Source organism: Luteolibacter sp. SL250 (assembly GCF_026625605.1).
Lineage (GTDB): Bacteria > Verrucomicrobiota > Verrucomicrobiia > Verrucomicrobiales > Akkermansiaceae > Luteolibacter.
In genome coordinates, this window is the sequence record NZ_CP113054.1 from 1,167,677 (window position 1) to 1,193,289 (window position 25,613).

General features: G+C 64.4%; 22 protein-coding genes. 14 read left to right on the plus strand and 8 right to left on the minus strand.

Going from position 1 to position 25,613, the window contains the following annotated elements; translation table 11 throughout:
• The first annotated feature begins 85 nt into the window (after positions 1–85).
• Entirely contained in the window at positions 86–1,264 is a 1,179-nt protein-coding gene (locus tag OVA24_RS05190) for an MFS transporter (RefSeq protein ID WP_267674126.1), read from the plus strand.
• 6 nt (positions 1,265–1,270) lie between these two features.
• On the opposite strand, the gene OVA24_RS05195 is transcribed toward OVA24_RS05190, so the two are convergent.
• Positions 1,271–1,627: a hypothetical protein gene (locus OVA24_RS05195; protein ID WP_267674127.1), complete on the minus strand. Its 357-nt coding sequence runs from the start codon at positions 1,625–1,627 to the stop codon at positions 1,271–1,273.
• A 113-nt stretch (positions 1,628–1,740) separates the two neighbouring features.
• Here OVA24_RS05195 and OVA24_RS05200 point away from each other — a divergent pair, with 113 nt between their 5' ends.
• A complete protein-coding gene (locus OVA24_RS05200; RefSeq protein WP_267674128.1) occupies positions 1,741–2,907 on the plus strand; it encodes an FAD-dependent oxidoreductase in 1,167 nt (388 codons plus the stop codon).
• 182 nt (positions 2,908–3,089) lie between these two features.
• Here OVA24_RS05200 and OVA24_RS05205 read toward each other — a convergent pair whose 3' ends face one another.
• The 4 genes from OVA24_RS05205 to purH all read right to left on the minus strand — a co-directional run bounded on the left by OVA24_RS05205 (position 3,090) and on the right by purH (position 7,761).
• A complete protein-coding gene (locus OVA24_RS05205) occupies positions 3,090–5,123 on the minus strand; it encodes a beta-galactosidase (RefSeq protein ID WP_267674129.1) in 2,034 nt (677 codons plus the stop codon).
• Between the two features lie 34 nt (positions 5,124–5,157).
• Positions 5,158–5,448 (minus strand): hypothetical protein, encoded by a 291-nt coding sequence (locus OVA24_RS05210; RefSeq protein WP_267674130.1) that lies wholly within the window; start codon positions 5,446–5,448, stop codon positions 5,158–5,160.
• 317 nt (positions 5,449–5,765) lie between these two features.
• Complete coding sequence (locus OVA24_RS05215; RefSeq protein ID WP_267674131.1) at positions 5,766–6,203, minus strand: DUF4826 family protein; 438 nt, start codon at positions 6,201–6,203, stop codon at positions 5,766–5,768.
• A 16-nt stretch (positions 6,204–6,219) separates the two neighbouring features.
• The gene (gene purH, locus OVA24_RS05220) at positions 6,220–7,761 is read right to left on the minus strand and encodes a bifunctional phosphoribosylaminoimidazolecarboxamide formyltransferase/IMP cyclohydrolase (protein WP_267674132.1); all 1,542 of its coding nucleotides are present in this window, start codon (positions 7,759–7,761) and stop codon (positions 6,220–6,222) included.
• A gap of 155 nt (positions 7,762–7,916) precedes the next feature.
• On the opposite strand from purH, the gene OVA24_RS05225 reads away from it, so the two are divergent.
• From OVA24_RS05225 to OVA24_RS05235, 3 genes are all read left to right on the plus strand, one after another.
• The gene (locus OVA24_RS05225) at positions 7,917–8,651 is read left to right on the plus strand and encodes a PEP-CTERM sorting domain-containing protein (protein ID WP_267674133.1); all 735 of its coding nucleotides are present in this window, start codon (positions 7,917–7,919) and stop codon (positions 8,649–8,651) included.
• Positions 8,652–8,675: 24 nt separating this feature from the next.
• On the plus strand, positions 8,676–9,050 hold the full coding sequence (locus OVA24_RS05230) for a hypothetical protein (protein ID WP_267674134.1): 375 nt from the start codon (positions 8,676–8,678) through the stop codon (positions 9,048–9,050).
• A 110-nt stretch (positions 9,051–9,160) separates the two neighbouring features.
• The gene (locus OVA24_RS05235) at positions 9,161–9,871 is read left to right on the plus strand and encodes a PEP-CTERM sorting domain-containing protein (RefSeq protein ID WP_267674136.1); all 711 of its coding nucleotides are present in this window, start codon (positions 9,161–9,163) and stop codon (positions 9,869–9,871) included.
• Positions 9,872–10,128: 257 nt separating this feature from the next.
• Here the strand turns inward: OVA24_RS05235 and gatA are convergent, their stop codons facing one another.
• Both gatA and gatC read right to left on the minus strand, forming a co-directional pair.
• Positions 10,129–11,529 carry an Asp-tRNA(Asn)/Glu-tRNA(Gln) amidotransferase subunit GatA gene (gatA, locus tag OVA24_RS05240; protein ID WP_267674137.1) on the minus strand — a complete coding sequence of 467 codons (1,401 nt, stop codon included), beginning with the start codon at positions 11,527–11,529 and terminating at the stop codon, positions 10,129–10,131.
• Between the two features lie 24 nt (positions 11,530–11,553).
• Positions 11,554–11,847 carry an Asp-tRNA(Asn)/Glu-tRNA(Gln) amidotransferase subunit GatC gene (gene gatC / locus OVA24_RS05245; RefSeq protein WP_267674138.1) on the minus strand — a complete coding sequence of 98 codons (294 nt, stop codon included), beginning with the start codon at positions 11,845–11,847 and terminating at the stop codon, positions 11,554–11,556.
• 89 nt (positions 11,848–11,936) lie between these two features.
• On the opposite strand from gatC, the gene OVA24_RS05250 reads away from it, so the two are divergent.
• A complete protein-coding gene (locus OVA24_RS05250) occupies positions 11,937–12,779 on the plus strand; it encodes a sugar phosphate isomerase/epimerase family protein (protein ID WP_267674139.1) in 843 nt (280 codons plus the stop codon).
• Positions 12,780–13,200: 421 nt separating this feature from the next.
• Here the strand turns inward: OVA24_RS05250 and OVA24_RS05255 are convergent, their stop codons facing one another.
• The gene (locus OVA24_RS05255; RefSeq protein ID WP_267674140.1) at positions 13,201–14,853 is read right to left on the minus strand and encodes a tetratricopeptide repeat protein; all 1,653 of its coding nucleotides are present in this window, start codon (positions 14,851–14,853) and stop codon (positions 13,201–13,203) included.
• 84 nt (positions 14,854–14,937) lie between these two features.
• Between OVA24_RS05255 and proC the strand changes: the two genes are divergently transcribed.
• From proC to OVA24_RS05295, 8 genes are all read left to right on the plus strand, one after another.
• Complete coding sequence (gene proC / locus OVA24_RS05260) at positions 14,938–15,744, plus strand: pyrroline-5-carboxylate reductase (RefSeq protein ID WP_267674141.1); 807 nt, start codon at positions 14,938–14,940, stop codon at positions 15,742–15,744.
• A 59-nt stretch (positions 15,745–15,803) separates the two neighbouring features.
• Positions 15,804–16,745 carry a tetratricopeptide repeat protein gene (locus OVA24_RS05265; protein ID WP_267674142.1) on the plus strand — a complete coding sequence of 314 codons (942 nt, stop codon included), beginning with the start codon at positions 15,804–15,806 and terminating at the stop codon, positions 16,743–16,745.
• 25 nt (positions 16,746–16,770) lie between these two features.
• Positions 16,771–17,280, plus strand: coding sequence for an LPS assembly lipoprotein LptE (locus OVA24_RS05270; RefSeq protein ID WP_267674143.1), 510 nt, complete (start codon positions 16,771–16,773; stop codon positions 17,278–17,280).
• Positions 17,281–17,427: 147 nt separating this feature from the next.
• Positions 17,428–18,459 (plus strand): AAA family ATPase, encoded by a 1,032-nt coding sequence (locus OVA24_RS05275; protein ID WP_267674144.1) that lies wholly within the window; start codon positions 17,428–17,430, stop codon positions 18,457–18,459.
• The gene (locus OVA24_RS05280) at positions 18,449–19,342 is read left to right on the plus strand and encodes a DUF58 domain-containing protein (protein WP_267674145.1); all 894 of its coding nucleotides are present in this window, start codon (positions 18,449–18,451) and stop codon (positions 19,340–19,342) included. Before OVA24_RS05275 ends, OVA24_RS05280 begins: the two co-directional genes overlap by 11 nt.
• Positions 19,343–19,448: 106 nt before the next feature.
• A complete protein-coding gene (locus tag OVA24_RS05285) occupies positions 19,449–21,584 on the plus strand; it encodes an N-terminal double-transmembrane domain-containing protein (protein WP_267674146.1) in 2,136 nt (711 codons plus the stop codon).
• Positions 21,581–23,920 (plus strand): VWA domain-containing protein, encoded by a 2,340-nt coding sequence (locus OVA24_RS05290; RefSeq protein WP_267674147.1) that lies wholly within the window; start codon positions 21,581–21,583, stop codon positions 23,918–23,920. Before OVA24_RS05285 ends, OVA24_RS05290 begins: the two co-directional genes overlap by 4 nt.
• 1 nt (position 23,921) lies before the next feature.
• Positions 23,922–25,601, plus strand: a complete 1,680-nt coding sequence (locus tag OVA24_RS05295) for a hypothetical protein (RefSeq protein WP_267674148.1) — start codon at positions 23,922–23,924, stop codon at positions 25,599–25,601.
• Positions 25,602–25,613 lie beyond the last annotated feature (12 nt).

Here is a 25,613-nt window from a genome sequence, read left to right on the forward strand (position 1 = left end):
TGGGTAGTAAGGATGCGGGATGTTCCGCGGTCAACCGGTGATGCGACCTTGCGGGCGGGGGAGTGCCTGATAGGTTCCTGCACGGATGGACAACCAGCAGGGAAACGCGGCGGGCTTCGGGGCGGGACGGTTGCTGGAGGCGCGGCTGGCGGTGAGTTTCCTGTTCTTCATGAACGGCGCCATCTTTGCCTCATGGGTGTCACGGATCCCGTTGATCCAGCAGGAGCTGGGGCTAAGCCACGCGGTTCTGGGCGCGGCCCTGCTGTGTGTGGCGGCGGGGGCGGTGGTGACCATGCCGCTGGTGGGCATTCTCAACGGCAGGTTCGGCAGTGAGCGGCTGTGCCTGTTCTGGGTGGTTCCGTTTTCGGCGGCGCTGCCGTTGCTGGCCCTGTGTCCGGATGTGGTCACGCTGGGAGCGGCACTGTTTTTTTTCGGCTGCGGACATGGTGCGCTGGATGTGGCGATGAATGCCCAGGGGGTGGTGGTGGAGCGCGGCCATGGAAAGCCGGTGATGTCCTCCATGCACGCCATGTTCAGCTTCGGCGGGCTGCTCGGCGCAGGCTTCGGCATCGTCATGGCGTGGCTGGGCTGGCCGCCGCTGTGGCACTTCACGCTGGTGAGCGTGTTGCTGGGCGGGAGCGCGTTGTTCGGGTGCCGCTATCTGCTGCAGGGACAGGACCGCCATGACGCGGCGGAGGGCGGTGGATTCGTGCTGCCACCGAAGGCGCTGGTTCCGCTCGGCATCGTGGCGGTGGCGGTGTTGCTGGGGGAGGGGGCGATGGCGGACTGGACGGGCGTCTTTCTCCACAAGACGCTGGGGGCGACGGAGGCCTTCGCGGCGGCGGGCTTCGCGGCGTTTTCCGTGGCGATGACCGTCGGCAGGTTTTCCGGTGACTGGCTGGTGGCGAAGCTCGGCGCGGTGCCGCTGGTGCGGATCAGCGGGTTGCTGGCGGCTGCGGGGATGGTTCTCGCCGTGGGCACTTCGTGGCCGTGGGCTTCGTTGGTGGGGTTCGGCCTGGTGGGGGCGGGTTGTTCGACGGTGGTGCCATGCGTTTTTTCCGCCGCAGGCCGGATGCCCGGGGTGCGGACCGGTGTGGCGCTGGCCTCGGTGACGACGATGGGCTACCTGGGCTTCCTGATCGGGCCGCCGTTGATCGGGTTCGTGGCACAGGGCATCGGCCTGCGGGGGGCGCTGGGGCTGCTCATTGGCACGAGCGTGCTGGTGGCGCTGCTGGCGGGAACGCTGCGGGAGCGGAGGGGGTGACGGCCCTTATTTGATTTCGGAGGATCCCCAGCATGGCTTCAGCACGAGGATCCCGCCAAGGATGATGGCAATCAACCCGTAGCCTGCGGGGGAGTGCCTGCCGTGATAGCCGTCTCCCAACATCATGGCTCCGATGCCAGCCAGAATGGCGATGGTGCCGAAGACGCGCGGGAGGGTCTTGCCCGGTCCTCTCGGCATCAGGCTTTTCGCTGCGGCGGCCTCGTTGGCGAGCGCCTCGACTTCCTGGAGATCGAGCAAGCCTCCGTAGCCTTCCTTTTCAAGGATACGAAGAATGCGTGCGGACCGCATGCCTTTGAAGGCGAGTTCCTTCACGCGGGCGATGGCTTCGGGGCGGGTCTTCATGGGAGGCGGAGCCATCCAACCATGGAACTACCTCCGGACGGAACTCAAAGTGAGGGGCTTCCGTGTCTTTTCCATCGCCATCAATGACGGTCTGTGGAAGATCGGAGACATCCATGATGAACCGCCGTTCCGCCATCGCACTCGCCCTTGGAACCGGAATGGGAGCCATCCAGGGCTGCCGCCGCGACGGCAAGCTTTCCGCAACCCAGGAAGATCCGAAAATGGCTCCACCCAAAAAAGAAAGAGAAGGACAGAACCTGGTGCCGGTGGAGGTGGACGCCTCGCTGGAGATCCGGACCATCGCGGGACTGCGGCCGTTCCGTTCGCCGGGGTTCGTGGTGAAGCGGGAGGAAAGGAACGGGAAGACGCTGGTCCACAACTACGGCCATGGCGGAGGAGGGATGACGCTTTCCTGGGGGTCGTCGGAACTGGCGGCCCGCCTCGCCGAGGATGTTTCCGGGAAAGAATGCGCGGTGGTGGGGGGAGGAGTCATGGGGCTGAGCACCGCCCGCCTGCTGCAACTGCGCGGCGCGAAGGTCACCATCTACTCGAAGACCCTGCCGCCCCACACCACCTCCAATGTGGCGGGTGCGCAGTGGTGGCCGTTTTCCGTTTTCGATGACAACCGGCGGACGCCGGAGTTCGGGGTGCAGTATGTGGAGGCGGCGAACATTTCGTACCGCTACTTCCAGGGACTGGTGGGGCCGAAGTGGGGGGTGCGCTGGCTGCCGAACTACTACCTGAGTGATGATCCGCCGGTGAACGGATGGATCGCCGGTCCCGGCGGGGTGCTGCATGACCTGCAGGTGGGTTTCCATGATTTCGGGCCGGGCGAGCATGTGTTCCCCGCCGCCTACGCACGGCGGTTCCACACGATGATGATCGAGCCGGCCACCTATCTGGCGGAGTTGCTGGGAGAGATCCAGGAAGCGGGTGGCCGGATCGTTGTCCGGGACTTCGCCGCAGCGGAGGAAGTGCTGGGGCTGCCGGAGGGCATCATCTTCAACTGCACGGGACTGGGTGCGGGGGCGCTGTTCGGGGATGCGGAGCTGGTTCCCATCAAGGGCCAGCTCAGTTTCCTGATCCCCCAGCCGGCGGTGGACTACAACCTGCTGACGAGCTGGACCTACATGTTCCCCCGTTCGGACGGGATCGTGCTGGGGGGCACGTATGAGAAGGGTAAATGGGATACCGTGCCGGATGACGGCATGAGGAAGCGGATCATCGAAAGCCAACGGCGGCTTTTCGAGGGCATGAGGAAGATCCAGGCGGAGGGGTGAGTAAGACGCAATGTCCTGAGTAAGGAGGGTGGACACTCTTGTCCACCGGCGGCATTGGGAACACAGAGCAATCTGCCTATTTTGATGCCTCATCACTTGCGCTCCTTTGCGACCTTTGCGGCTTGGCGGTAGATCTTAGGTAGTTTGCCAATGCCGCCGGAGGACAGGAGTGTCCTCCCTCCTTACTTCAGCTTTCCGCGCTGCCGGTAGCCGTACATGGTCTCGCCCACCTCACGGGTCGCGCGGATGAGTTCCCGGTAGGGCGTGTCCGCGACATCGACGAAGCCGACCTGATAGCCTTCGCCATCCCAGCGGCCGGTGAGGGGCTGGTCGCGGAACTGGAACCAATGGGTGCCGACGATGTTGGGATGCGTGAGCGCGCCCTGCAGGAAGCGGGTGTAGGCCATGGCGCGTTCGTCCTGGGTCACGCCGGTGGGGACGGAGCCGGGTGAGAACATGCCGCGGTCCAGCACGCCGAGGTGGAACTCCCCGATGAGCACGGGCATGTCCGGAAAGCCGTCCGCGCCCAGGTTCGCGGTGCCGTGGGCATAGACGTTCACCGTCAGCACATCGCAGTATTGCCTGCTGGCTTCGAACAGGACACGGCGCACGGCGTCGGTGGAGATGAAGCGGCTGCCGAGGTAGAGTTTGTCCGGCGCGGAGGTTTTCACCGCGTCCCGGCACAGCCGGAAATACTGGTCCACCGTCTTGCGGAAGAAGTCGTTCGAGTCCAGGCGGAAGCCCTTCGACTGCGGCACATCCGTCCCGGTGAGCAGGGCATCCCAGTCGCCGTATTTGGTTTCCCACGCTTCGTTCAGCTTCGCGATGTCGCCGTATTTCTTCTCCAGGTCACCGGCGAATTCCTTTTTCGACGCCTGCGTCGCGGGGCTGCGCATCACATGGTCACCCAGGATCTGACGGCCGCGGTTGCCGTAGTTCAGCTCGTTGTCGATGAAGTAGCCGATGCACATGGGATCGGTGGCGGACTTCGCGATGAGCGGGTTGCGGGCGGCGCGGCGGGTGAAGAGGTTCTTCATCGCCTCCACATAGCGCGGGTCGAAGACGTCGTAGAACTTCAGGTCGCTGCCGGCGATGCGTGGCAACTGCGGGTTGTGGTCCGCGAGCTGGACGGTGTAGGGCGTCTTGCCCAGGGCCATCAACTCGTAGCCACCCCAGGCGCCGATGGTGTTCATGCCCCAGTGTTCGAGCCGCCGTTCCAGGGTGGCGTGGAAGTCGGGGAGGTAGTCCGGTTTGCCGTATTTCTTCTCCAGGTTCCAGTGGTTGAAAGGCAGCTCCGTGTCCTTCACCTCGAAGCCGAACCACTTTTCATGGCCGGTGGATTTCGTGGCGTCCGTCTGGTGGCGCAGCACGTCGATGCCCTGGGAGAAGAACAGGCGGCCCTCCGGGTCCACCAGCCACCACTTGCCCTCATGCTTCTCCGTGCGGAAATGTCCGGTCGCCTGGAGTTGCGGACCGTCCGCCCAGCCGCCGAATTTGTTCCACTCCGCAGGCCGCTTTGATGCGGCCAGCTCCGCCGCCTCCGTGGCGAGGTTCTTTTTCAGATCCCCGTCGGAGTGGATCTTTTCCTTCCACCCGCCATGGATGTTCTGGCCGTAGATGTCGATGAATGGGAAATACTTGCCCGGGTCCACATGGGCGGCGCGGTCCGGTTCCCCGGTGAGGCGGAGGTTGGAAATGGTGCAGTCCACCAGTCCGTCGGCCTTCGCCTCGAAGGGCCACTCCATGTAGAAGTCGATCCAGTTGATCTCCGTGGAGACGACGGTCTTCTGGCCCGGGACGCCGGGAGGCGCGTGATAGATCTCCGCATGCGGGATGAACAGGTTGAGCGTGCGGGTTTCGCCCGGGTTCACCGCCACGCCGGAACGCACCATCGACTCGTCCTTCGTGTCCCGGGAACCGCTGGAGATGTGCATGGTCAGCCGGAGCTGCTTGTCTCTGGAAAGGTTCCTCACGTCGGCGGCCAGCACCTTGCCTTTTGAGAAATCCCAGTGGGTCTGCCCGGCGGGCGGCATCACCCGCAGGCCGGAGTTCCAGCCGGGATCGTCGATGCGGAGTTTGACAGCGCCGCTGCCGTCCGGCTCCACGGCGATGGTGGCGGAGCCTTTTTTCCTGAACTGGTCCGGGGCGACGGAAAGGGGTGTATCCGCCCACGCTGCGGTCAGCGTGGCGGCGAGGCAAACGATCGCGAATCTCATCGCGGGGAAGGAAGCAGCTATCCGCCCCGCTGTCCTACTGATTTTCCGCCTTTGGTTCCGTTTTATCCTGAGCTTCCGCCGGGGTGTCCCCGGACCGGCCGAGGTGGACCTCGATGCCGTTGGCGTCGTAGTTGTGGACCACCTCCGTCACGGCGTGGAACTGGTTCTCGATGTTGACGACCTCTCCCTTGCGGGGGATGGCCTGCACCAGATGGGCCTCCGCCTCCAGTTCCTGGTGCCGGTCATCCCGGTCCTCGTCGAAGCGGAGGACCACGGTGTTGGTCGGGGTTTCAGGGGAGGGGGCGGACTCTGGCTCGGTCGTCACGCGGGCGATGATAGCGTCCCGCGGCGGCTCCGCAATTGGAAATGAAGCGTGCGTTTCACCGGTGAAAGGGATGGCCGCCGGGTGAGGGGGGCGCGGGGATTGCGCCAGCTTGTGGAGTGCGGCGGCCCTCCGCCGCTTTGGAGGTGGACGTCACCTGCCGGATGATGTGGGGGAAGCCACCACGTCCCAACTTGCGGATGGCGTCTTCACTGGGGGAAAGCGGTACCCGCGACTGATGGCGGCAGAGGACTGCCGCACTCCATGACGCTGCCGCGCAAGGGGGAAGGTCCATGGGCCTTCCGGTTTCTGCAGTGCGCTCAGTCCTCCTCTTCCCACACCTCGTCGTCGTCCGCGCAGTCGGCCAGGGCATCGGCGCGGGTTTGGAGCTGAGGGGCGAGTTCCGGCCAATCGGCGGGAGAGCCGAATTTATAGACCGGGTGTTCCTTTCCGCGGCGCATGTGGTCCGCCACGTTGCTCCACTGGCCGGAGAAATGGCGGAGCGCGTCGCGCGGGTGTTCGCCATCCTCGGTGGTCATGTAGTCCGTGGGCACGTCCCCGGAGATGACCCACCAGCCGGTGCGTCCGGCATGGCGGGTGGACTGGACCGCCCACAGGGCGAAGTCCGGATAGACATGCACCGTGGGCCACTCCGCGATGCCGCCGTGGCGGCAGCCCTCGAGGTCGAGGTATTCCTCCACCTTGCGGCGTTCCTCAGCCAGCCAGTTTTCTTCCTCGATGTCTTCGGGCATGGTCATGGCGGCGGATGTTGGATCAATGGCGGAAATGGCGGTGGCCGGTGAAGATCATGGCCATGCCCGCGGCGTCGGCGGCGGCGATGACTTCCTCGTCACGGATGGAGCCACCCGGCTGGATGCAGGCGGTGGCACCGGCGTCGATGGCGGACTGCAGGCCGTCCGCGAAGGGGAACATGGCGTCGGAGGCGACGATGGAGCCTTTCAGGTCCAGACCGGCCTCGCGCGCCTTCCAGACGGCGATGCGGGAGCTGTCCACGCGGCTCATCTGGCCCGCACCGATGCCGAGCGTGCGGTCGGACTTGGTATAGACGATGGCGTTGGACTTCACGTGCTTCACGATGCGCCAGCCGAAGCGCATGGCGCGCATTTCCTCCTCCGTCGGCGGACGCTTGGTGACGACCTTGGACTCCAGGTTGTCCAGGCCCAGCGCGGTGTGGTCGCGGTCCATGACCATGAGGCCGCCCGGGCAGGAACGGATGACGGAGCCTTTTTTCTCCGCCAGGTAGCCGTCGTTCATCTTCATCAGGCGCAGGTTCTTCTTCTTCTGGAGAAGGGCGCGGGCGTCCGCCTCGAACTCCGGGGCGATGATGACGTCGGTGAAGATCTCGGAAATGACGCGGGCCAGCTCCAGGGTGAGCGGGCGGTTCACCACGATGACGCCGCCGAATGGAGCCTGGCGGTCGGTTTCAAAGGCCTTCTGCCAGGCCACCTTGAGGCTTTCGTCATCCTGGCCGACACCGCATGGGTTGGTGTGCTTGAGGATGCCGACGGTCGGGCGGACGAAGTCGAGGATGAGGTCGGCGGCGGCCTCGATGTCGAGGACGTTGGTGTAGCTGAGTTCCTTGCCCTGCACCTGGGTGAAGAACTGGCGGAAGTTCCCGTAGAGGGAGCACTTCTGGTGCGGGTTGTCGCCGTAGCGGAGTTCCTGCTCCAGCGGCAGGTTGAGGGAGAAATTCGCGCGGGTGCCCTGACGGGACTGGCCGAGGAAGTTGTTGATGGCCGCGTCGTATTGTGAGGTGCGGAGGAAGACCTTCACGGCGAGCTGCTCGCGGAAGCCCTTGGTGGTCTCCTTGTTGTTCTCCTTCATCTCCTCGATGACCTTCGCGTAGTCGGACGGATCAACGACGACGGTGACGTGGGAGTGGTTTTTCGCCGCGCTGCGCAGCATGGAAGGTCCGCCGATGTCGATGTTCTCGATGGCCTCTTCCAGGGTGACGTCAGGCTTCGCGACGGTTTCCTCGAACGGATAAAGGTTCACGACCACCAGGTCGATGGGCGGGATGTCGTGTTCCTTCGCCTGGGCGAGGTGGGTCTTGTCATCGCGGCGGTGGAGCAGGCCGCCGTGGACCTTCGGGTGGAGGGTTTTCACCCGGCCGTCGAAGAGTTCAGGAGCACCGGTGAACTCGGAAACGTCGATGACCGGCAGGCCGGCGTCACGCAGGGCCTTCGCGGTGCCGCCGGTGGAGAGCAGCTCGACGCCGAGGTCGCGCAGCTCGCGGGCGAAGTCGGCGAGGCCGGTCTTGTCGGAAACAGAAAGGAGGGCGCGTGTGATTGGCATGGGATGAGGCGTTCGCGTTTGGTGGCACACCCCGGCGGGCGGGTGAGCGACCCTGCGTAACGAAGCCGACCGGGTGGGGCAAGCGGAATAGCGGATGGCGGGAAACAGGCCGAAAGGGCTGGACTGCCTGAAAAATGCACGGTAAATGCTTTGGAATGAAACCCATCTGTTCAGCCGGAATTTTCATGCTCGCGATGAGCGCCTTGTCGCAGGCCGCCACGTATTCGTTCACGACGTCCGCTGAATATGACGCGAATTTCCGGGAAGTGGTGAGTGGAGGGTCCATCGGTCACAACGCCGGGGGCTACGTCAGCAACACGGGCGTGAACCAGACGGTGGTGGTGGCCTATGATACGGACGGTGCCGGGCCGGGGACCACGCTCTATCCCGTGACGCTCGGCACCACGCTGTCGATGTCAGCGGACGTGACGATGAATGAGGCGGGGTCGTTCGGTATCTTTTTCTCCGGTGTCGGCGGAGGCACCACGTATCTGGCGCTGTTCAACATCACCACGGGCGGCGACCAGTTCAGGTTCTTCAGCGGCGGGTCGTTGGCCACGGGCGCGGCGGGAACCCAGGACTTTACGGACAACTCGACGAACCCGATGAATCTGGGCGAATCCGGCAACATCAGCGCCTCCTTCGAGGTTCTGGCGGTGGATGGTGTCCGCATCTCGATGACGGCGAACGGACAGACCTTTTCCAGGGACTACACCGGGATCACCCTGCCTCCCCAAGTGGAGATCGCCTTCCGCACCTACAACCCCGCCGGTGCCACCCTTGGCACCCAGATCGACAATCTGGTGGTGACCGACCCCATCCCGGAGCCGTCCGCCATCGGGCTGGCCGCCCTGGGCATGGTGGGGCTGGCGGCAAGGCGCCGGAGGTGAAGGCCGGGAAAGGAAAAGAGCAAAATGAGAGCCGCTGCGGCAGGAATCCTCTCCGCGTTTGCCTGGTCGTGGGGAATATGGGCGGTCGCCCGGGTGATGGATCTGAACATGGATCCGCCGGAGGCTGGAATTTTCAAGAGTGCCGCCCATGCGCTCCTGGTGGCTCTTCCCATCGGGATTGCCGCCCATTCGGCTGTCGAATTTTTCCGGATGAAGACATGGTGGATCATTCCCGTGGCGTTCGGCATCGGTGTCATCGCGGCGATGTCACTCATGGCCGTTGGTTCTCCCGAGGGGCAGCTCCTCAATGTAGTGGCGCTTTTGGGGACGCCGGTGGCATTTGCCATCCCTTATTGTCTGATGTTGGACCGTAGGCCCGGTGATGCGGGGACGAAATGACATGCGGTGGTAGCCTCGTGGCTGCGGAGGGTCTCATGAGCGCCCACGGAATTTGAAAAGTAGCCTTGGAGGGTTGAGTTATCCGGAAAATGGGGGTAGGGGTGCCCTCTATGAAGCGCCTCATCCTCACCAGCCTGATCTCTTCTTTTCCAATCTTTTCCGCCTCCGCCGCCGGGGTCTTCTATTCGTTCGACACCGAGATGGATGGGACCGGCGTCTTTGACGGTGATCAGGTGGCGAAGACGGTGGATGCGACGGCCAATGACGGATTTGGCGCGGTTTCGATGTCATATACCGGAACCGTCCACCCCACGGGCATGGCGGGCGGGGCCGCCAGCTTCACCGCATTTGATGGGACCACATGGGATGGCTCAGGTGGCACGGGAACGCCGGGACGTTCCCTGGGGTTCAATCCGTCCAGCACCGGAAATTCCTTCAGCATGACATTCTCGACGCTCTCGCTGTCGAACCTGGCACTGAGGATGAACATCCGGGCGGGAGCGTCCAGCGGGTCGAACATCGGTGGATTTTCCTCCTTCACCTATTCGATCAATGGTGGGGCCCCGGTGAACGTCGGGGCCGACCTCAGCTTCACCACCGCGACCAGCTTCCAGGTCTGGACGGCGGATCTGTCCGCGCTGACCGGCGGAGCGATCGACGATAACAGCGAGGTGACGTTGAACTGGACCATCGGTGACCTCAGCTCCGCGCGGAGCCTGCGTGTGGACAACCTTCAGATCACCGCGGTGCCGGAGCCGTCCGGTGGGCTGCTGGCCGGGCTGGCCGCATCCACCCTGCTGGTGCGCCGGAGGCGGAAGTAACGGAGGAAAAGGAGCGGCCCCTCAGCGCAGCCACAGAACACGGGAGATGGCACCGGGCCTTCCGTGTAGCGGCGTGGCTGCGCCACGACGGTTGGGAGAATCCTTCGTCACCCCCACGGTTTGCTTCTCCAGGACCACTCCACGTTCCTGCCCATGGATGAGATCGGACGAAAACCGGGAGCGGAGGGATGGTTGCCATCCACCCAGCCGTCGTGGCGCAGCCACGACGCTACGGCGCGGGTGACGTCCCAGTAGGCTCACTCCACCGCCTTGGCGATCTGCAGCAGCTTGGCCTCACCGAGGTGCGGGCCGAGGAGCTGGACGCCGACGGGCAGGTTGGTGTCGCCGTCGTAGTCCACGGTGCCTGCCGGCACGGAGATGGCGGGGATGCCTGCCAGGTTCGCGGCGATGGTGTAGATGTCCGCCAGGTAGTCCTGCAGCGGATCATTTCCGGCCGCGCCGAGCTTCCGCGCCGGGGCGGGGGCGACGGGTGAAAGGATGGCGTCCACGGTCTGGAAGGCGGTCTCGAAGTCGCGGCGGATCAGCGTGCGGACCTTCTGCGCGCGGCTGTAGTAGGCGTCATAGTAGCCGGAGGAAAGGACGTAGGTGCCCAGGATGATGCGGCGCTTCACCTCGTCGCCGAAGCCTTCCTCGCGGGACTTCTTGTAAAGGTCGATGATGTCTGCGGGGTTCGCGGCGCGGTGGCCGTAGCGGATGCCATCGAACCGGGAAAGGTTCGACGATGCCTCCGCCGGGGCGATGACGTAGTAGGTGGCGACGGCGTATTCCGTGTGTGGCAGGGAGATTTCCACCAGCTCCGCGCCCTGGTCCTTCAGCTTGTCAGCAGCGGCGTGGATGAGCTTCAGCACGCCGGGGTCGATGCCCTCGCCGAAGTATTCCTTAGGCAGGCCGATCTTCAGGCCCTTCACGCCCGCGTGCAGGTTCGCGGAGTAGTCCGGCACCGGCTCATCGAGGCTGGTGGAGTCCGCGGGGTCGTATCCGGCGATGGCCTGCAGCACCAGCGCGGCGTCCTCCACGGAGTGGGTGAACGTGCCGATCTGGTCGAGCGAGGAGGCGAAGGCGACCAGCCCGTAGCGGGAAACGCGGCCGTAGGACGGCTTCAGGCCGACCACGCCGCAGTGGGACGCTGGCTGGCGGATGGACCCGCCGGTGTCCGAGCCGAGCGCGGCGATGGCGGTGCGGTCCGCGACGGCGGCGGCGCTGCCACCGGAGGAACCCCCGGGGATGCGGCCCGGGGCGGCGGGGTTGAGCGTCTTTCCGAGCGCGGAGTTCTCCGTCGCGGAACCCATGGCGAACTCATCCATGTTCGTCCGGCCGAAGGGGATGGCCCCGGCGGCGCGCAGCTTGGTGATGACGGTGGCGTTGTAGGGCGCGCGGTAGTTTTCCAGGAACTTCGAGGCGCAGGTGCACGGCTGGCCCAGCACGTTCATGTTGTCCTTGATGGCGATGGGCACGCCGCCCAGCGGCAGGGAAAGGTCCGCGTCCGCAGCCTCCGCCAGCGCGGCCTTGAGGTCATGGGAAAGGTAGGCGCCGGTCACGCCGTCGCGCGCGGCGATCTCACCGGCGAGTTTTTCCAGGGCGGCGGCGGGTGTGGTTTCGCCGGAAACGAGCTGTTGGCGAAGGGAGGTGATGGTCATGGGTGGAAGGGAACTGCGGTATTTTCAGGCATCCGCCACGACCTTCGGCACGCGGATTTGGCCCTGGGCCTGGTCCGGGGCGTTCTGCAGGACGGCTTCCGGGGAGAGGCTTTCGTGCGGGACGTCATCCCGCATGTGGCCGAAGATGGGGGCGGAGTAGGACGTCGCCTCCACACCGCTGACGTCCAGCATGGTGAGCGTCTCCACGTGGCCGAGGATTTTCTCAAGCTGCGGCTGGAACTTCGCGATTTCGTCTGGGGTCAGCTCGAGACGGGCCAGTTCGGCGATCCGTTTGACTTCGATGGCGGGCTGCGACATGGGCGGAGCGTCGGGAAACGGCGGGAAACTTCCAAGTTTAAGTTTGCCCTTTCGCGCCGCCGGGAACCGCGCAAGCTTCCGGACACCGTATGAAAATCCAACTGTTGTCATTGTTCGCGCTGGTCGCCGGTGCGCTGTGCGCCTCCGCGGAGACGTTTTCGGAATCCGTGGGCCTGCAGCTCTACTCGCTGAGGGACCAGTTCAAGAAGGACGTCCCCGGCACCATGGAGTGGGTGGGCAAGCAGGGCTTCAAGGAAGTCGAGCTGGCCACCACCTACGGCCTGGGTGCGGAGGAGTTCCTCGCGCTGCTCAAAAAGAACGGCCTCACCGCCATCGCCGGGCACTATCCGTATGACCGCTACAAGAGCGAGCCGGAGAAAGTCGCCGCCGAGGCGAAGGCGCTGGGCCTGAAATACGCCGGTGTGGCGTGGATCCCGCACAAGGACGGCTTCGACGAGCAGGACACCCGGGACGCAGCGGAGGTCTTCAACAAGGCGGGCGCCGCGCTGAAGAAGGAGGGCATCCAGTTCTACTACCACATCCACGGCTATGAGTTCCACAAGCACGGCGACGGCACCCTGTTCGACCTGCTGATTGAGCTGACGGACAAGGACAACGTCGCCTACCAGCTCGATACCCTGTGGGCCGTCCTGCCGGACCAGGACCCCGTCGCCCTGCTGAAAAAGTACGGTTCCCGCTGGCAGCTCATGCACCTGAAGGACCTCAAGAAAGGCATCGCGCTGGGCAACCACTCCGGCGGCACGGACGTTAAGAACGACGTCCCCCTCGGCACCGGCCAGATGGACTGGCCCGCCATCCTCAAGGCGGCCAAGGAAGCCGGCGTGAAATACTACTTCATCGAGGACGAATCCCCCTCCTCCGTGGAGCAGATCCCCCAGTCCGTGGAGTATCTGAAAACCGTGAAATGGTGATTTTCAAAAATTCTGAAGTTTTTTCCAAAAAGTTTGAACGGTTCGTATTCAGGAATGTCTGACCTTATGAAAGCGCGCTTCACGGCGTGTTTTATGTAAGGGTGTTAACAGCAAATCGTTCGCTATCCCTCCCATGGGTGTGGGTTAAGAGGTAGAAAACGTTCGCCGCCGGAGGTGGGACCCTCCGGCGGCGCTTTTTTTGTAAAGGATGGTAGGTCGCGGTGGAACGGCCCTGCTCTACAAAGCGCGGCGCGGTAGCGGATCTCGTGAGAGATCCGGCGGGGCGTCGATCCCTCCGCCAATTCCGCTCCAGTCTCCGGCGGACATTCCACGGACAATGGGGTGTAGGTTTTCAGAGTGCTTCCCCCAGCCGGAAGTCTCACGACTTCCGCTACCCCTGTGGGTCCGCCTCTACTCAGTGCTATTCCTTTAGGCTCTGGATGGTTGCCGCCGCTTTCTCCGCTTCCGCCTTCATGCCGGCGCCTTCGTAGGCGAGCTGCAGGCTGCGGAGGGTGTCGATGTCGTTGGGGAACTGCTTCAGGGCCTCCTCATACGCCTCGGCGGCGTCTTTCTGCCTGCCCACGGTCATGAAGTAGTCGCCCACCCGGGAGGTCATGGGGGCGAGGATGGCGGGCGGGAACATCATGGAGGACGGGCGCTGGCGGTCGGATGCGGAGCGGAACCAGTTGTAGGCGGAACCCCGGGCGGCGGGCGGGCTGGCGAGGGCGATGCGGCCATTCAGTTCGCTGGCCAGCACTTCCATGGCGCGGAATGCGCGGAGCCACTCGGAGCGTTCCCCGCCCTGGGCGGCGGCGGTCTGGAGTTTGTCAAAGGCGCTGCCGTGCTTCGCCAGGGCGGCGGCGGTGATTTTCGCTTCCTCCAGCTTGCCGGACTCCGCGGAGCGTTTCGCATCCAGGGAGATCCGCAGCGCGTCGATCCACCAGGAGGCGAGCGATGTTTCACGGGTGGCTTTGAGGGCGTCGGGCTTCGGCAGCGAGTTGAAAGCCTCCTCCGTGTTTCCGGGCAGCCCGCGTTTCATGAGGAGTCGGGCCGGGAGGGTGCGTGCTTCCCAGAGGAGGATCCGTGCCCCGGGGGAGCCTGGGCGGCCTTCCGGCAGGGGGACTTCCGCGACGCGGCGGGCGGCGGCGTAGGCCGTTTCGAAGTCACCGTTCGATGACACCGCGATGACGCGGTAGCACTCCGACCTCACCCACTCCGGGCAATCGGCGATGGAGATCTTTTCCGCTTCCCTCCACCGCTCGAACAGGGTGGTGGCCCGGCTGAAGGCGGAGGCCGCCTTGCCGTGGTTGCCGCACCGCCACTCATAGTGGCCCAGCAGGTGGAAATACGGCGCGTAGTTCGGCACCATCTGCGTGAGCTTCCTGGCCAGCTCCAGGGAGCCGGTCAGGTCCGGAGCTTCCGCGCGGATGAGCAGCAACGCATGGAGCGGGAGGGGGCTTTCGGGATTCTTCGCCATCAGCTCCTCCAGCGTCTTCTCGGCCTTCTCCTGGTCCGGGGTGGGTTCCCCCAGTTCATCATAGCCGGAGCGGCTGAAGAGGGCGGCCAGGATGGCGGTCTGCAGGTCGTTCGGGAATTTTTCGGAAACCTTGTGGAAGGCGTTGGCGGCTTCGTTCACCCCGTCGGTGAGGAACTTGACGAGTCCGAAGGCGTAGCCTCGCTCCAGCTCGTTGCCTTTCCCCTGGTTGATCAGTTCCATCAGCCGCTCGCTGGCGGCGATGCGGGCTTCGTCGGTTTCCGGGGATGGGGAAAGCAGGCACATCACCATCCCCCAGTGGGCCAGCAGGCACTCCGGGTCTTCCTTCATCGCGGCGGCGAAGTGGCGGCTGGCCTCGAATTCCCAGCCACCGTTGAGGTGGTTCATGCCCTGGTTGACATGGGCCTGTGCTTTTTCCGTGGCGGCGGTCACCGCCATCCGAAGTCCTCCTTTGATCTCGATGGCCGTCGGCTCACCCAGCGCCCGCACCGGTGCGGGGATCGCCTTTTCCACGGGTGGCATTTCCTCCGCGAATCCGAATGCCGCCGCCGCGATCCATGTGATGAGCCACCGTTTCATGGCCGGAACCATCGGCGGGCGGCCCTGTTTCTCCAAGTAAAATGACACTGGCGTGGTGCCGGGCGGCATCGTTAGAGTCCGCCCATGAAACTCGGTGTCATCGGTTGCGGGAAAATGGGGACGGCTCTGGTGGAGGGCGCGGTGAAGGCCGGCGTCACAAAGGCCGCGGACATCACCGGCTGCGATCCATTTCCCGCCGCCCGGGAGGCTTTCGTGAAATCGACAGGGGCCTCCATCGCCGGCAGTGCCGCCGGTGTGGCGTCCGCCAGTGAGGTCATCCTGCTGGCGACCAAGCCGCAGGACATCGCCGGGGCGCTTTCGGACATCGCCGGTGCCGCCGCGGGCAAGCCGTTGCTGGTCATTTCCATCGCCGCCGGGGTGACCTTGGCGGCCCTGGAAGACGCGGCTCCGGAGAACCTGCGGATCATCCGCGCGATGCCGAACACCCCGGCCCTGGTGGGCAAGGGGGCGGCGGGTTATTGCCTCGGCTCCCGCGCCACGGCGGAGGACGCGGCGGCGGCGGAGGCCCTGCTCGGCGCCGTCGGTCTCGCGGTCCGCGTTCCTGAGAAGCTGATGGATGCCGTGACCGGACTCTCCGGCAGTGGTCCGGCGTATGTCTATCTGGTCATCGAGGCGCTGGCGGATGGTGGCGTGAAAGCCGGGCTGCCCCGTGCGGATGCCATCCGGCTCGCCGCGCAGACGGTCGCCGGAGCGGCGGCCATGGTGCTGGAGACGGGTGAACACCCCGCGGTGCTGAAGGACATGGTCACCTCTCCCGGCGGCACGACCATCGCCGGACTGGCGGCGCTCGAAAATGCCGGAGTCCGCAGCGGGTTCATCAGCGCGGTGGATGCCGCCACCCGCCGGGCCACCGAACTGGGCGCGAAGTAGCCTGCGGGCGCGCGTATTTTGCGCTTCACGCGGAAAGCGTTAAATGGATCATTCAGCGCATGACCCCAAGGTTCATCTATCCGCTGGCACTGGGTGCCGCTGCCGCCGTCCTTCTTGTTTCCTGTGGCAGCTCGAAGGATGACCTGCCGATCATGGCGGGGGATACCTCCGGTGCTTCATCCGACGGTGAAGGCCTCTACCAGCAGGCCAAGGCTGCGGATGACGCGGGCAAGGCGAAGAAGGCCATCAAGCTCTATGATGACACGGCCACCCGTTATCCATTCGCTCCTTCCGCCGCCCAGGCGCGTTTCCGCCAGGCGGAGCTCCTCCAGCAGCGGGGTGAGATCCTGGATTCCTTCGAAGCGTACCAGCAGCTCCTCACCCGGTTCCAGGGCAGCGGTCTCTACAGCACGGCGCTCGACCGCCAGGCCGCCATGGCCCAGTCCGCCGCGGACGGTGATGTGAAGTCCGGCTTCCTCGGCATCAAGTCGAAGCTCTCGCTCGACAAGACCGTGGAGATGCTCGGGCAGGTGCGTGACAACGCCCCGCGTTCCCGCACCGCCTCCAAGGCGCAGTTCACCATCGGCCAGCTCTACGAATCCAAGAAAAAGCACAAGGAAGCCATCGCCGCCTACCGCCAGCTCGTCCGCGAGCAGCCGGAAGCTCCGGAGGCTCCGGAAGCCCTCTTCCGCGTCGGTGAGATCCTCGTCAACCAAGCCGACGAAGGTAACCAGAACCGCGCGACGCTCGATCTCGCCAGCGAGGCGTTCAACGACTACCTCATGCAGTACCCGGGCCATTCGAAGAATGCGGAGGCCCGCAAAAAGATCTCCAGCCTCGGCGGCCGCGACGTTGAGCGCACCTTTGAAACCGCCGAATTCTATCACCGCACCGGCCAGTTCGAATCCGCGAAGATCTACTACCGGGATGTCGTGAAGCGGTCGTCCTACGGCAAGACCCACGATGCGGCGAAGGCCCGTCTCAAGGAACTCGGCGAGTGAAGTGAAATCCATCCCGGAACCATTCATGAAACCGATCCATTTCCTGGTCCTGCCCCTGCTGCTGCTTTCATCCTGTGCCGGATACCGGCTGGGAGGCGGGAAGCCGCCCTCCCTTTCCTCGGTGACGCGCATTTCCGTCCCGATGTTCAAGAACGAGACCCAGCACCCGCGGGCCGAAGCCATCGCCACCTCGGCGGTTGCGGCGGCGCTGTCGCAGGATGGCACCTACAAGGTGTCCTCCACGGACCAAGCGGACGCCATCCTGGAAGGGACGCTGGAAAAGATCCAGTACACCTCCATCCGGGGCACCCGCCTGGACACGCTCCTGCCGGAGGAACTGCACAACCAGGTTGAGATCTCCTGGGTCCTGAAGGACGCGCGGGATCCCACGAAGACCCTGGCTTCCGGAAAATCCTCCGGAAAGAGCCAGTTGTTCGTGGACACCAATCTCCAGACCGCGAGGAACAACGCCTTGCCTGATGCCCTCGAACGTGCCGGGGAGTCGCTCGTTTCGACCCTCTCCAACGGTTACTGATCCGCATTCTGATAGAAACCCGTCAGAAACCGACAGGAACACAGATAAACACAGGAAAACCCTTGTTTCATGGGGTTTTTTCGCAATCCGCCCGAGTTTTCTTGTAAGGGGATGTGAGTGGTCCGTGTAGTGGTTGGCCAACCGCCCATGTCCACTTCCTCCGTCGCTGAAACGCAGCGAGAACTCGAAATCAATCCTGCTGATGTCGCCGCCTGCCGCGAAACGTACGCGGCCATCCAGCAGGAACTCGCCAAAGTCATCGTCGGCCAGTCAAAGGTCGTCGAAGAGATCCTGATCTCCATCTTCACCCGCAGCCACGCGCTGCTGGTCGGTGTCCCCGGCCTGGCGAAGACGCTGCTCATCTCCACGCTGGCGGACACGCTGAAGATGTCCTTCCGCCGCATCCAGTTCACCCCGGACCTGATGCCCAGCGACATCACCGGCACGGAGGTCATCTATCAGGACCCCGTTTCCGGGGACAAGCAGTTCAAGTTCCTGCCCGGACCGCTGTTCTCCAACATCGTCCTCGCGGACGAAATCAACCGGACCCCGCCGAAGACCCAGGCCGCCATGCTGGAAGCCATGCAGGAACGCCGCGTGACCGTCGGTGGCGTGACCCGGCCCCTGCCGTCGCCCTTCTTCGTCCTCGCGACGCAGAACCCGCTTGAACAGGAAGGCACCTACCCGCTGCCGGAAGCGCAGCTCGACCGCTTCATGTTCCTCATCCACGTCGGCTATCCGGATGCGGAGGAAGAACTGCAGGTCATGAAGCGCGGCACCAGTGGCAAGGGGGAGCAGCCCCAGCCCGTCCTCGATGGCGAGGCGATCATCCGCCTCCAGGAGATCGTCAAGGCGCTGCCGGTCGCCGACCATGTTTTCAGATACGCGCGTGACATCGTCCGCAGCACCCGCCCCCGGGAGGAAGGCGCGCTGGACTACTGCAAGCAGTACCTCAGCTTCGGCGCCGGCCCGCGTGCCAGCCTCAGCCTCATCATGGCGGCGAAGGCACACGCCCTCATCAACGGCCAGGTGTATGTCGGCTGTGAGAACGTCGCCGCTGTCGCCCCGTCGATCATGCGCCATCGCATCGCCCCGAATTTCTCGGCACAGAGCGAGGGCATCACCCCGGACGACGTCATCGCGAAGGTTCTGAGCGCGATCCCGAAACATGACGCCTGATCTTCTGGATGCGGATGCCGTTTCACGCGGCGAGGCGCTCGGCCTGATGGCACGGAAGATCGTGGAGGGCTACCGCGTCGGTGAGCACCGCTCGCCGTTCCATGGCTTCGCCATCGAGTTCGCGCAGCACCGTGAGTATGCGACGGGGGATGACATGCGCCACCTGGACTGGAAGGTCCTCGGCCGCTCCGACCGCTACTACATCAAGCAGTACGAGCAGGACACGAACTTCGTGACCCATCTGGTCATGGATGGCAGCGCGTCCATGAACTACGGCTCCGCCAAGGTGACGAAGCTCCATTTCGCGAAGGCGCTCGCCGCCTGCCTGTCCCACATGATCCTGCTGCAGCGGGATGCCGTCGCGCTGGCGTTGGTGGACACGGAGGTGAAGGAATACCTCCCCCGCACCGACAGCCTGCCGAAGATCCAGCACATCATGGATCGTCTGGCGGCCTTCAATGCCACGGGAGAAACGAAGCTCGGTGTCGCCCTGGAACAGGTTGCCCGGGAAGCCCGCCGCCGCGGCATCGTCGTCCTCATCAGTGACTTCTTCGATGACGAGGAAGGTCTGGTGAAAGGCCTGGAGCGGCTCGTCTTCTCCGGCAACGAGGTCATCGTTTTCCACACGCTCGATCCGTATGAGCTGACCTTCCCCTTCAACGGCACGTGGAAGTTCAAGGATCTGGAAGGCCCGGCTCAGCTCAAGGCCTCCCCGGCGGACATCCGCAGGGAATACCTGAAGAACTTCGACGCCTTCCGCCTCCGCATCCGCCGCATCTGCGAGAAGTTCCAGGCGCACTACATCCTCGCGGACACCGGCAAACCACTCGCGGAAACGCTCAGCGGCTACCTCGCCTTCCGCCAATCCGTCAGCAGGAAATGATGAACCCATCCGTCATGCACTGTTCTGGACGGAGCGCGGACTTCAGTCCGCCCCATCGTCCCCGTCTTCACCCTTCCCTGCGGACTGAAGTCCGCGCTCCGTTGCCATGAATTTCCTCCAGCCATTGATGTTGGCGGGTCTGGCCGCGGTGTCAGTCCCGATCATCATCCACCTTCTCAACAAGTTCCGGGTGCGCACCACGGACTGGGGTGCCATGCGGTTCCTGCTGGACAGCATCCAGAAGAACCAGAAGCGGGTGAAGATGGAGGACCTCATCCTGCTGATCCTCCGCTGCCTGCTGGTGGCGCTGGCCGTGCTCGCCTTCGCCCGTCCCGTCCTCACCGCCCTGGTCAAGGGTGGCGCGGATGACGGTGAGGCCGTGGCCGCCGTCATCCTGCTGGACAACTCCGCCAGCATGACCCGCAGCGCGGGAGCCACGACTCTGTTCGATCAGGCGAAGAAGGAAGTCGGCAAATGGCTGGACAAACAGCCTTCCCAGTCGCTCGCCGCGCTCTACCTCGTCTCCAACCGCACCGAGACACTGGTGCCGAAGCCCGGACCTGATCTGGGGCTGGTCAGGAAAATGCTTTCGGAGGCGGAAGCCAGCGACCGTGGCACGGATCTGGCGCAGGCCGTGCGACTGGCGGTGGAAAGCCTGAAAACCATCAGCGGCAGGCCGCGCGAGATCCTCATCTACACGGACGGTCAGGCCGGCGGCTGGGCGAAGAACGCGGAGATCCTGAAGCTGGCGGAGGAGAACCCCGGCATCCGCATCAAGACGGTCATCGTCGGGGACAAGGCGGCGGACAATGTCGGACTGGTCGCGCTCCGCGCGGACGGCGGCGTGGTGGCCGCACGCCAGCCATGCCGCTTCCATGTGGAGGTGGGCAACTACGGAACCACCGCCGTGGAAAACCTGAAGGTCACCTTGGCCATCGGTGATGGGCCGCCGATGGCGGATGCCACCATCGCAAGAATCGAACCCGGCACCCGGCAGGCCGCCAGCGTGATCATTTCCTTTCCGGATGCCGGGCCGCAGTCGTTGGTGGCCAGCATCCCTCCGGATGCCTTCGCCGCCGACAACAAGCGTGTCGCCGCGCTGGATGTGGTCAGCCAGATGAACGTGCTGGTGGCGGAGGAGAATCCCTCCGTGCCCGCCATGGACCGTGACGGATTCTTCGTCGCCAATGCGTTGGTGCCCCTCTCCTCGGACCAGATGGCACGTCACTTCCTCGCCGCCGTGCCAACGTCCATCGCGGATCTGCCCGCGGAACTGGGCAACCGCAACAACACCGCGGCGCAGTCCATCTTCCTCTGCAATCCCGGTCCGATTTCCTCCAGTGTCACCGTCGCCTTGAAGGGCTACGTGGAGCGGGGAGGCAATCTGGTCATCTTCCCCGGGCCACAGACAAATCCGGAGGATTGGAAATCGAACGCCGCCTTGCAGGAACTGCTGCCCGCGGAGCTGGGCATCCCCACGGAAGAGGCGGAAGGCGCGGCGGTGCAGACCTTCCAGCACACCGCCTTCAACCATCCGGTCACGGCCCTGTGGAATGACTCCGCGCAGGGCAGCCTGTCAGCCGTGAAGTTCTTCCGGCACTTCCCGCTCACGGTGAAGAAGACCGGAGCGCCGCGTGTCATCGCCCAACTGGCGAACGGCGAACCGGCCGTGGTGGAGTGGACCGTGGGGGAGGGGAACGTCGTCCTCTTCAACAGCACCGCCACGCCGGAGTGGAACAACCTGCCGCTGCATCCGGCGTTTGTCCCGTTCCTCCAGCGCCTGATGGGCCACCTCAACCGCCGCAACGAATCCCGGCTCATCCTTCCCCCGGGCGAGGCATTCCGGAAGCCGGTCGATGAACAATGGAAGGGCAGCGACTTCTCCGTCCGCCGTCCCGGCAGTGACTCCAGCCGTACCGCCGGACAGGTCGTGTCCGATGACAAGCAGGCATTCATCCGCTACGCCGCGACCGAAAAGGCGGGCATCTATCAGGTGAGCGTGGGCAACGACTTGCTCGCCACCTTCGCCGTCCAGATCGACCCCGCCGAGTCCGACCTGCGCCAGGTGGATCCGGAGATCATCAGCGGACTGGCCAACGCGGGAGGGGAGACGGAGAAAACGGAGATCACCCGCTCCGTCGTCACCAAGGAGTTCTGGACGATGCTCCTCTGGATCGTCGCCGCCATTTTCGTCGTGGAAGCAATCATGGCCCATCGCATCAGCCACACCCGGTCCGTATGAAAGCCATCTTCCCCACATTGGCCGCCACGGAATGGCGCGTGAGCTTCGAGGGCATCTCGCCCGGTCTGGCATTCGGACTGTTCGTGGTGGCATCGCTTGCCACCGCATTCGCCTACTGGAAATTCGCAGGCTCCGCCCCGCGTTGGAGGAAGTTCCTGATGGCGTTCTTACGCATCGCCGCCGTGCTGGTGCTCGCCGCGCTGCTGGCGAAACCGGTCCTCAACCTCACCGTGCATGATCCGGTGCGCCAGCCGCTGCTGGTGCTGGTGGACGGCTCGGAGAGCATGAAGTTCGAGGACCGCCGGGAGAGCAAGGAGGACCTGGAGCGCGCGGAGGCCGCCACCGGATCGCGGCAGACGGGTGTGCCCCGCAACAAGATCCTCGAAGGCATTGCGGCCAGCCAGAAACTGGATCTGTGGCCCCGCCTGTCGGAACAGTCGGATCTCATTTTCCACCAGTTCGGCAGGAATGTCTCCCGGGTGGCCGCGCCGGAGGGCGAGCTGAAGCGCGATGACGCCGCGAAGATTTTCTCCGGGCTGAAGTATGAGGAAAGCGCCACCGCCATCGGCGAGGCCGTGCGCCAGGTGTTGCAGGAGCCGCGCCCGCAGCCTGCGGGTGGCGTGCTGCTGGTGACGGACGGTGCGAACAACGGCGGCTCGTCGCCCATTGAGGCCGCGCAGATCGCCAAGGAGCAGGGTGTGCCGCTTTTCATCTACGGTGTCGGCGTGACATCACCGCGGGACGTGCAGGTGCGGGAGGTGGTGGCGCAGAAGCTGGCCTTCGTTTCGGAGAAACTGGAAGTGCGCGGAAAGATCGTTTCCCGGAGCATGGAGGAAAAGACCGTCACCGCCAGCCTCATCGCGAACGGGGAGATCGTGGAGGGCAAGGACATCACCATCGGCGGGGACAGGGAGCAGGAGGTATCCTTCACCTATGAGCCGAAGACGGCCGGTGAGCTGAAGCTGGAGATCTCCATCCCGGTGCAGGCGGATGAAGCGGGCAAGGACAACAACATCGCCTCCGCCCTGGTGCGGGTGACGGACAGCAAGTTCAACGTGCTGCTCATCGAGCAGGAGCCACGCTGGGACTTCCGTTACCTCCTCGACTACCTCCAGCGGGATCCACGGCTGGAGGTGAAGTGCGTCATGATCGACGGTGAGCCGGGGCTCGACCAGATCGAGAACTCACCTTTCCTGCCGTCCCTTCCGGAATCCCGCGACGCCTATTTCAAGTCCCAGGTCATCATCCTCGGGGATGTCGATCCGGAGGATCTCGGGGAGGAACGGATGCAGATCATCACGGAGTGGGTGCAGGCCGGCGGCGGCATCATTTTCCTCAGCGGGCCGAATTTCAACCCCACCGCGTATGCGGGCACTCCGCTGGAGTCGTTGCTGCCGGTCGTTCCGGACACGATGCTCTCCAGGGACGCCGCGACCGTCCGCGAGCGTGAGCCGTTCCAGCTCCAGCTCAGCCGCATCGGCGAGGACTCCCCGTATCTCCAGATGGATCCGGATCCGGAGGAGAACAAGCGCATCTGGGAAGCATTTCCGGGCGTCCGCTGGACGGCCCCCGTCGCCCGCGTGAAGCCCGGCGCGGAGGTCCTGCTGGTCGATCCCCGCCCGGAGAAGTCCGGCCGTTACGGACTCCTGCCGGTCTTCGCGATGCAGGGCTACGGCTCCGGCAAGTGCGTCTATTTCGGAACGGATGAAACCTACCGCTGGCGCAGCCGCACGGGTGAGAAGTACTACTCCATCCTCTGGGGCCAGATCATGCAGACACTGGCGCTGCAGCTCCTGGAAGGCGCGTCATCGCTCACCCAGTTGAAGTCGGAGCGGAAGCAATACTCCATCGGTGACACGGTGGTGATCTCCGGCAACGCCTACACGGAGGGCTTCGAGCCGCTGCTGGTGCCCACATTGGAAGGCACCGTGAAGATGGAGTCCGGCGGAAAGACGGTCGAGGAACCGTTCGAGCTGCACGGCATCGACCGCAACGCATTCCGTGGTGAGTTCACCGCCACCACGCCCGGCAGCTACAGCTTCGCCACCACCCGGGATCCGGAGGGCATCGTGAAGTTCGAGGTCATCGACTCCCGCCCGGAGCGCACGCAGACCGCGTTGGATGAGAAGCTGCTGAAGTCGATGGCGGAGATCTCCGGCGGACAGTTCTTCCGTGAGGAGGATCTCGCCGGGCTGCCGGACAGGATCGCCGCGAAAAGCGCCACCATCGCCACCTTCAAAAAGCTGGACCTGTTCCACAACGGATGGTTCCTCGCCGCCCTGCTCGGATTCCTCTTCCTCGAATGGCTGCTGCGGCGGCTGACGCAACTGAAATGACATGAGCTCTCCCCGATCACCACTCCCTCTGCCCCACGGCCTCGCCCGCGCGCTCGACGCGGTGCGGCGGCGCTGGCTGGCGGTGCGCGTGGCGGAGTTCCCGCTTCTCCTGCTGGCCGTCGTGGCAACCGCGTGGGTGCTCCAGGCCACGGCCGACCGCTGGCTGGAACTGTCATGGAACGCGCGGGCGGTGCTGCTCGCGCTCAACGGTGTCATCGCCCTGGTGCTGCTGTGGTTCTTCGTGCTGGTGCCCCTGTGCCGCCGGTTGGACCGCAGGAAGGCGGCGCTGCTGGTCGAGCGGACCCTGCCGGATTTCAAAACGTCGCTCATCTCCGCCGTCGAGTTCTCCGAGCGCGGCTCGGATTTCCCATCCGGCTCCCGCCCGCTGGTGGAGAAGCTGCTGGCGGATGTGTCCCATGAAGCGGAGAAGGGTGACATCGCGCGCGGCGTGGTGAAGACGGGCCGCCTGAAGCTGATCGCCGCGATTTGCGTGGCCGTCCTGCTCGCCGCCGCCGGATGCTTCGCGTGGGGATTGCCGCTCTCACCCTTGCTGGTGCAGCGCATCCTGCTTTCGAAGACGGTGTTTCCGGACGAGACGAAGGTGGTGGAGCTGTCCGGCGATATGATCGTGGTCGCGGGCACGGACGCCGCTCTTTCCGCGAAGGCGGAGGGAGTGGTGCCTCAGTCCGGGCGTCTGCTTGTCACCCATCCGGATGGCACGGTGGAGAATATCCCGGTTTCCCCGTCACGGACGGAAGAGGGCGTTTTCCAGTTTTCGGTGCGGAACGTGCGGGAGGCATTCAGCTACCGGTTCGAACTTCATGATGGTGTCGGCCCGGAACACCGCGTGGGGGTGCGGATCCCCCCCGTGCTGCAACAGATCACATTCACCCAGGTGTATCCGAAGCACACCGGCCTGCCGGAGACCGTCATGTCCCCTTCAAGCCTCCGTTTGCTGGAGGGCTCCTTGTTGAAGATCAGCGCGGAAGGATCCGAGGCCCTGCAGTCCGCCGTGCTGGAGATCAAGGGCGTGCCGGATGTCCTTCCGCTCGGGATTTCCGGAGACGCGAAATCCAGCCTGAAAACGGAGCTGAAAGTTCCGGACAGCGGCTGGAAGTCCATGTCGGTGCATCTCACCGGAGAGTCTGGTGAGGTATCGGTGAATGATCCGGTGTATCGGGTGGAGCTGGTCCGTGACCGTCCTCCGTCCGTCTTGGTCAGCCAGCCGAAGAAGGAAACCGTCACCGTGATCCCGGGGGAAAAGGTTCCGTTCGTGTTCCGGGTGGGGGATGATTTCGGACTGCGGCGCGTCGCGCTCTGCTACCGCGTGTTCCGACCCACCGGCGGCGGTGACGTCCAGTCCGCCGAGGAAGGCCAGATCCCGATGCAGTTCGATCCGGCGGAAAAGTCGTTCTCGCGGACCTTTGTGTGGGACCTCGGGCTGCTGGTCCCCGTGGTTCCGGTGGGTGGCACGATCACCTGCTGGATCGAGGCGGAGGACAACAATCCGGAGAAAGCCGTGGCCACCAACCGCAGCGCGGAAAAGATCATCCGCGTCGTTTCCGAGGAACAGAAGCGCACGGAATTGCTCGAACTTCTCGGTGAACGTGCGAAGGATATCGAGAAGCTCTACGAACTGCAGCGAGGAATGAACGAGAAAACGGATGACTCCATCCGTTGACAGAAAACCACC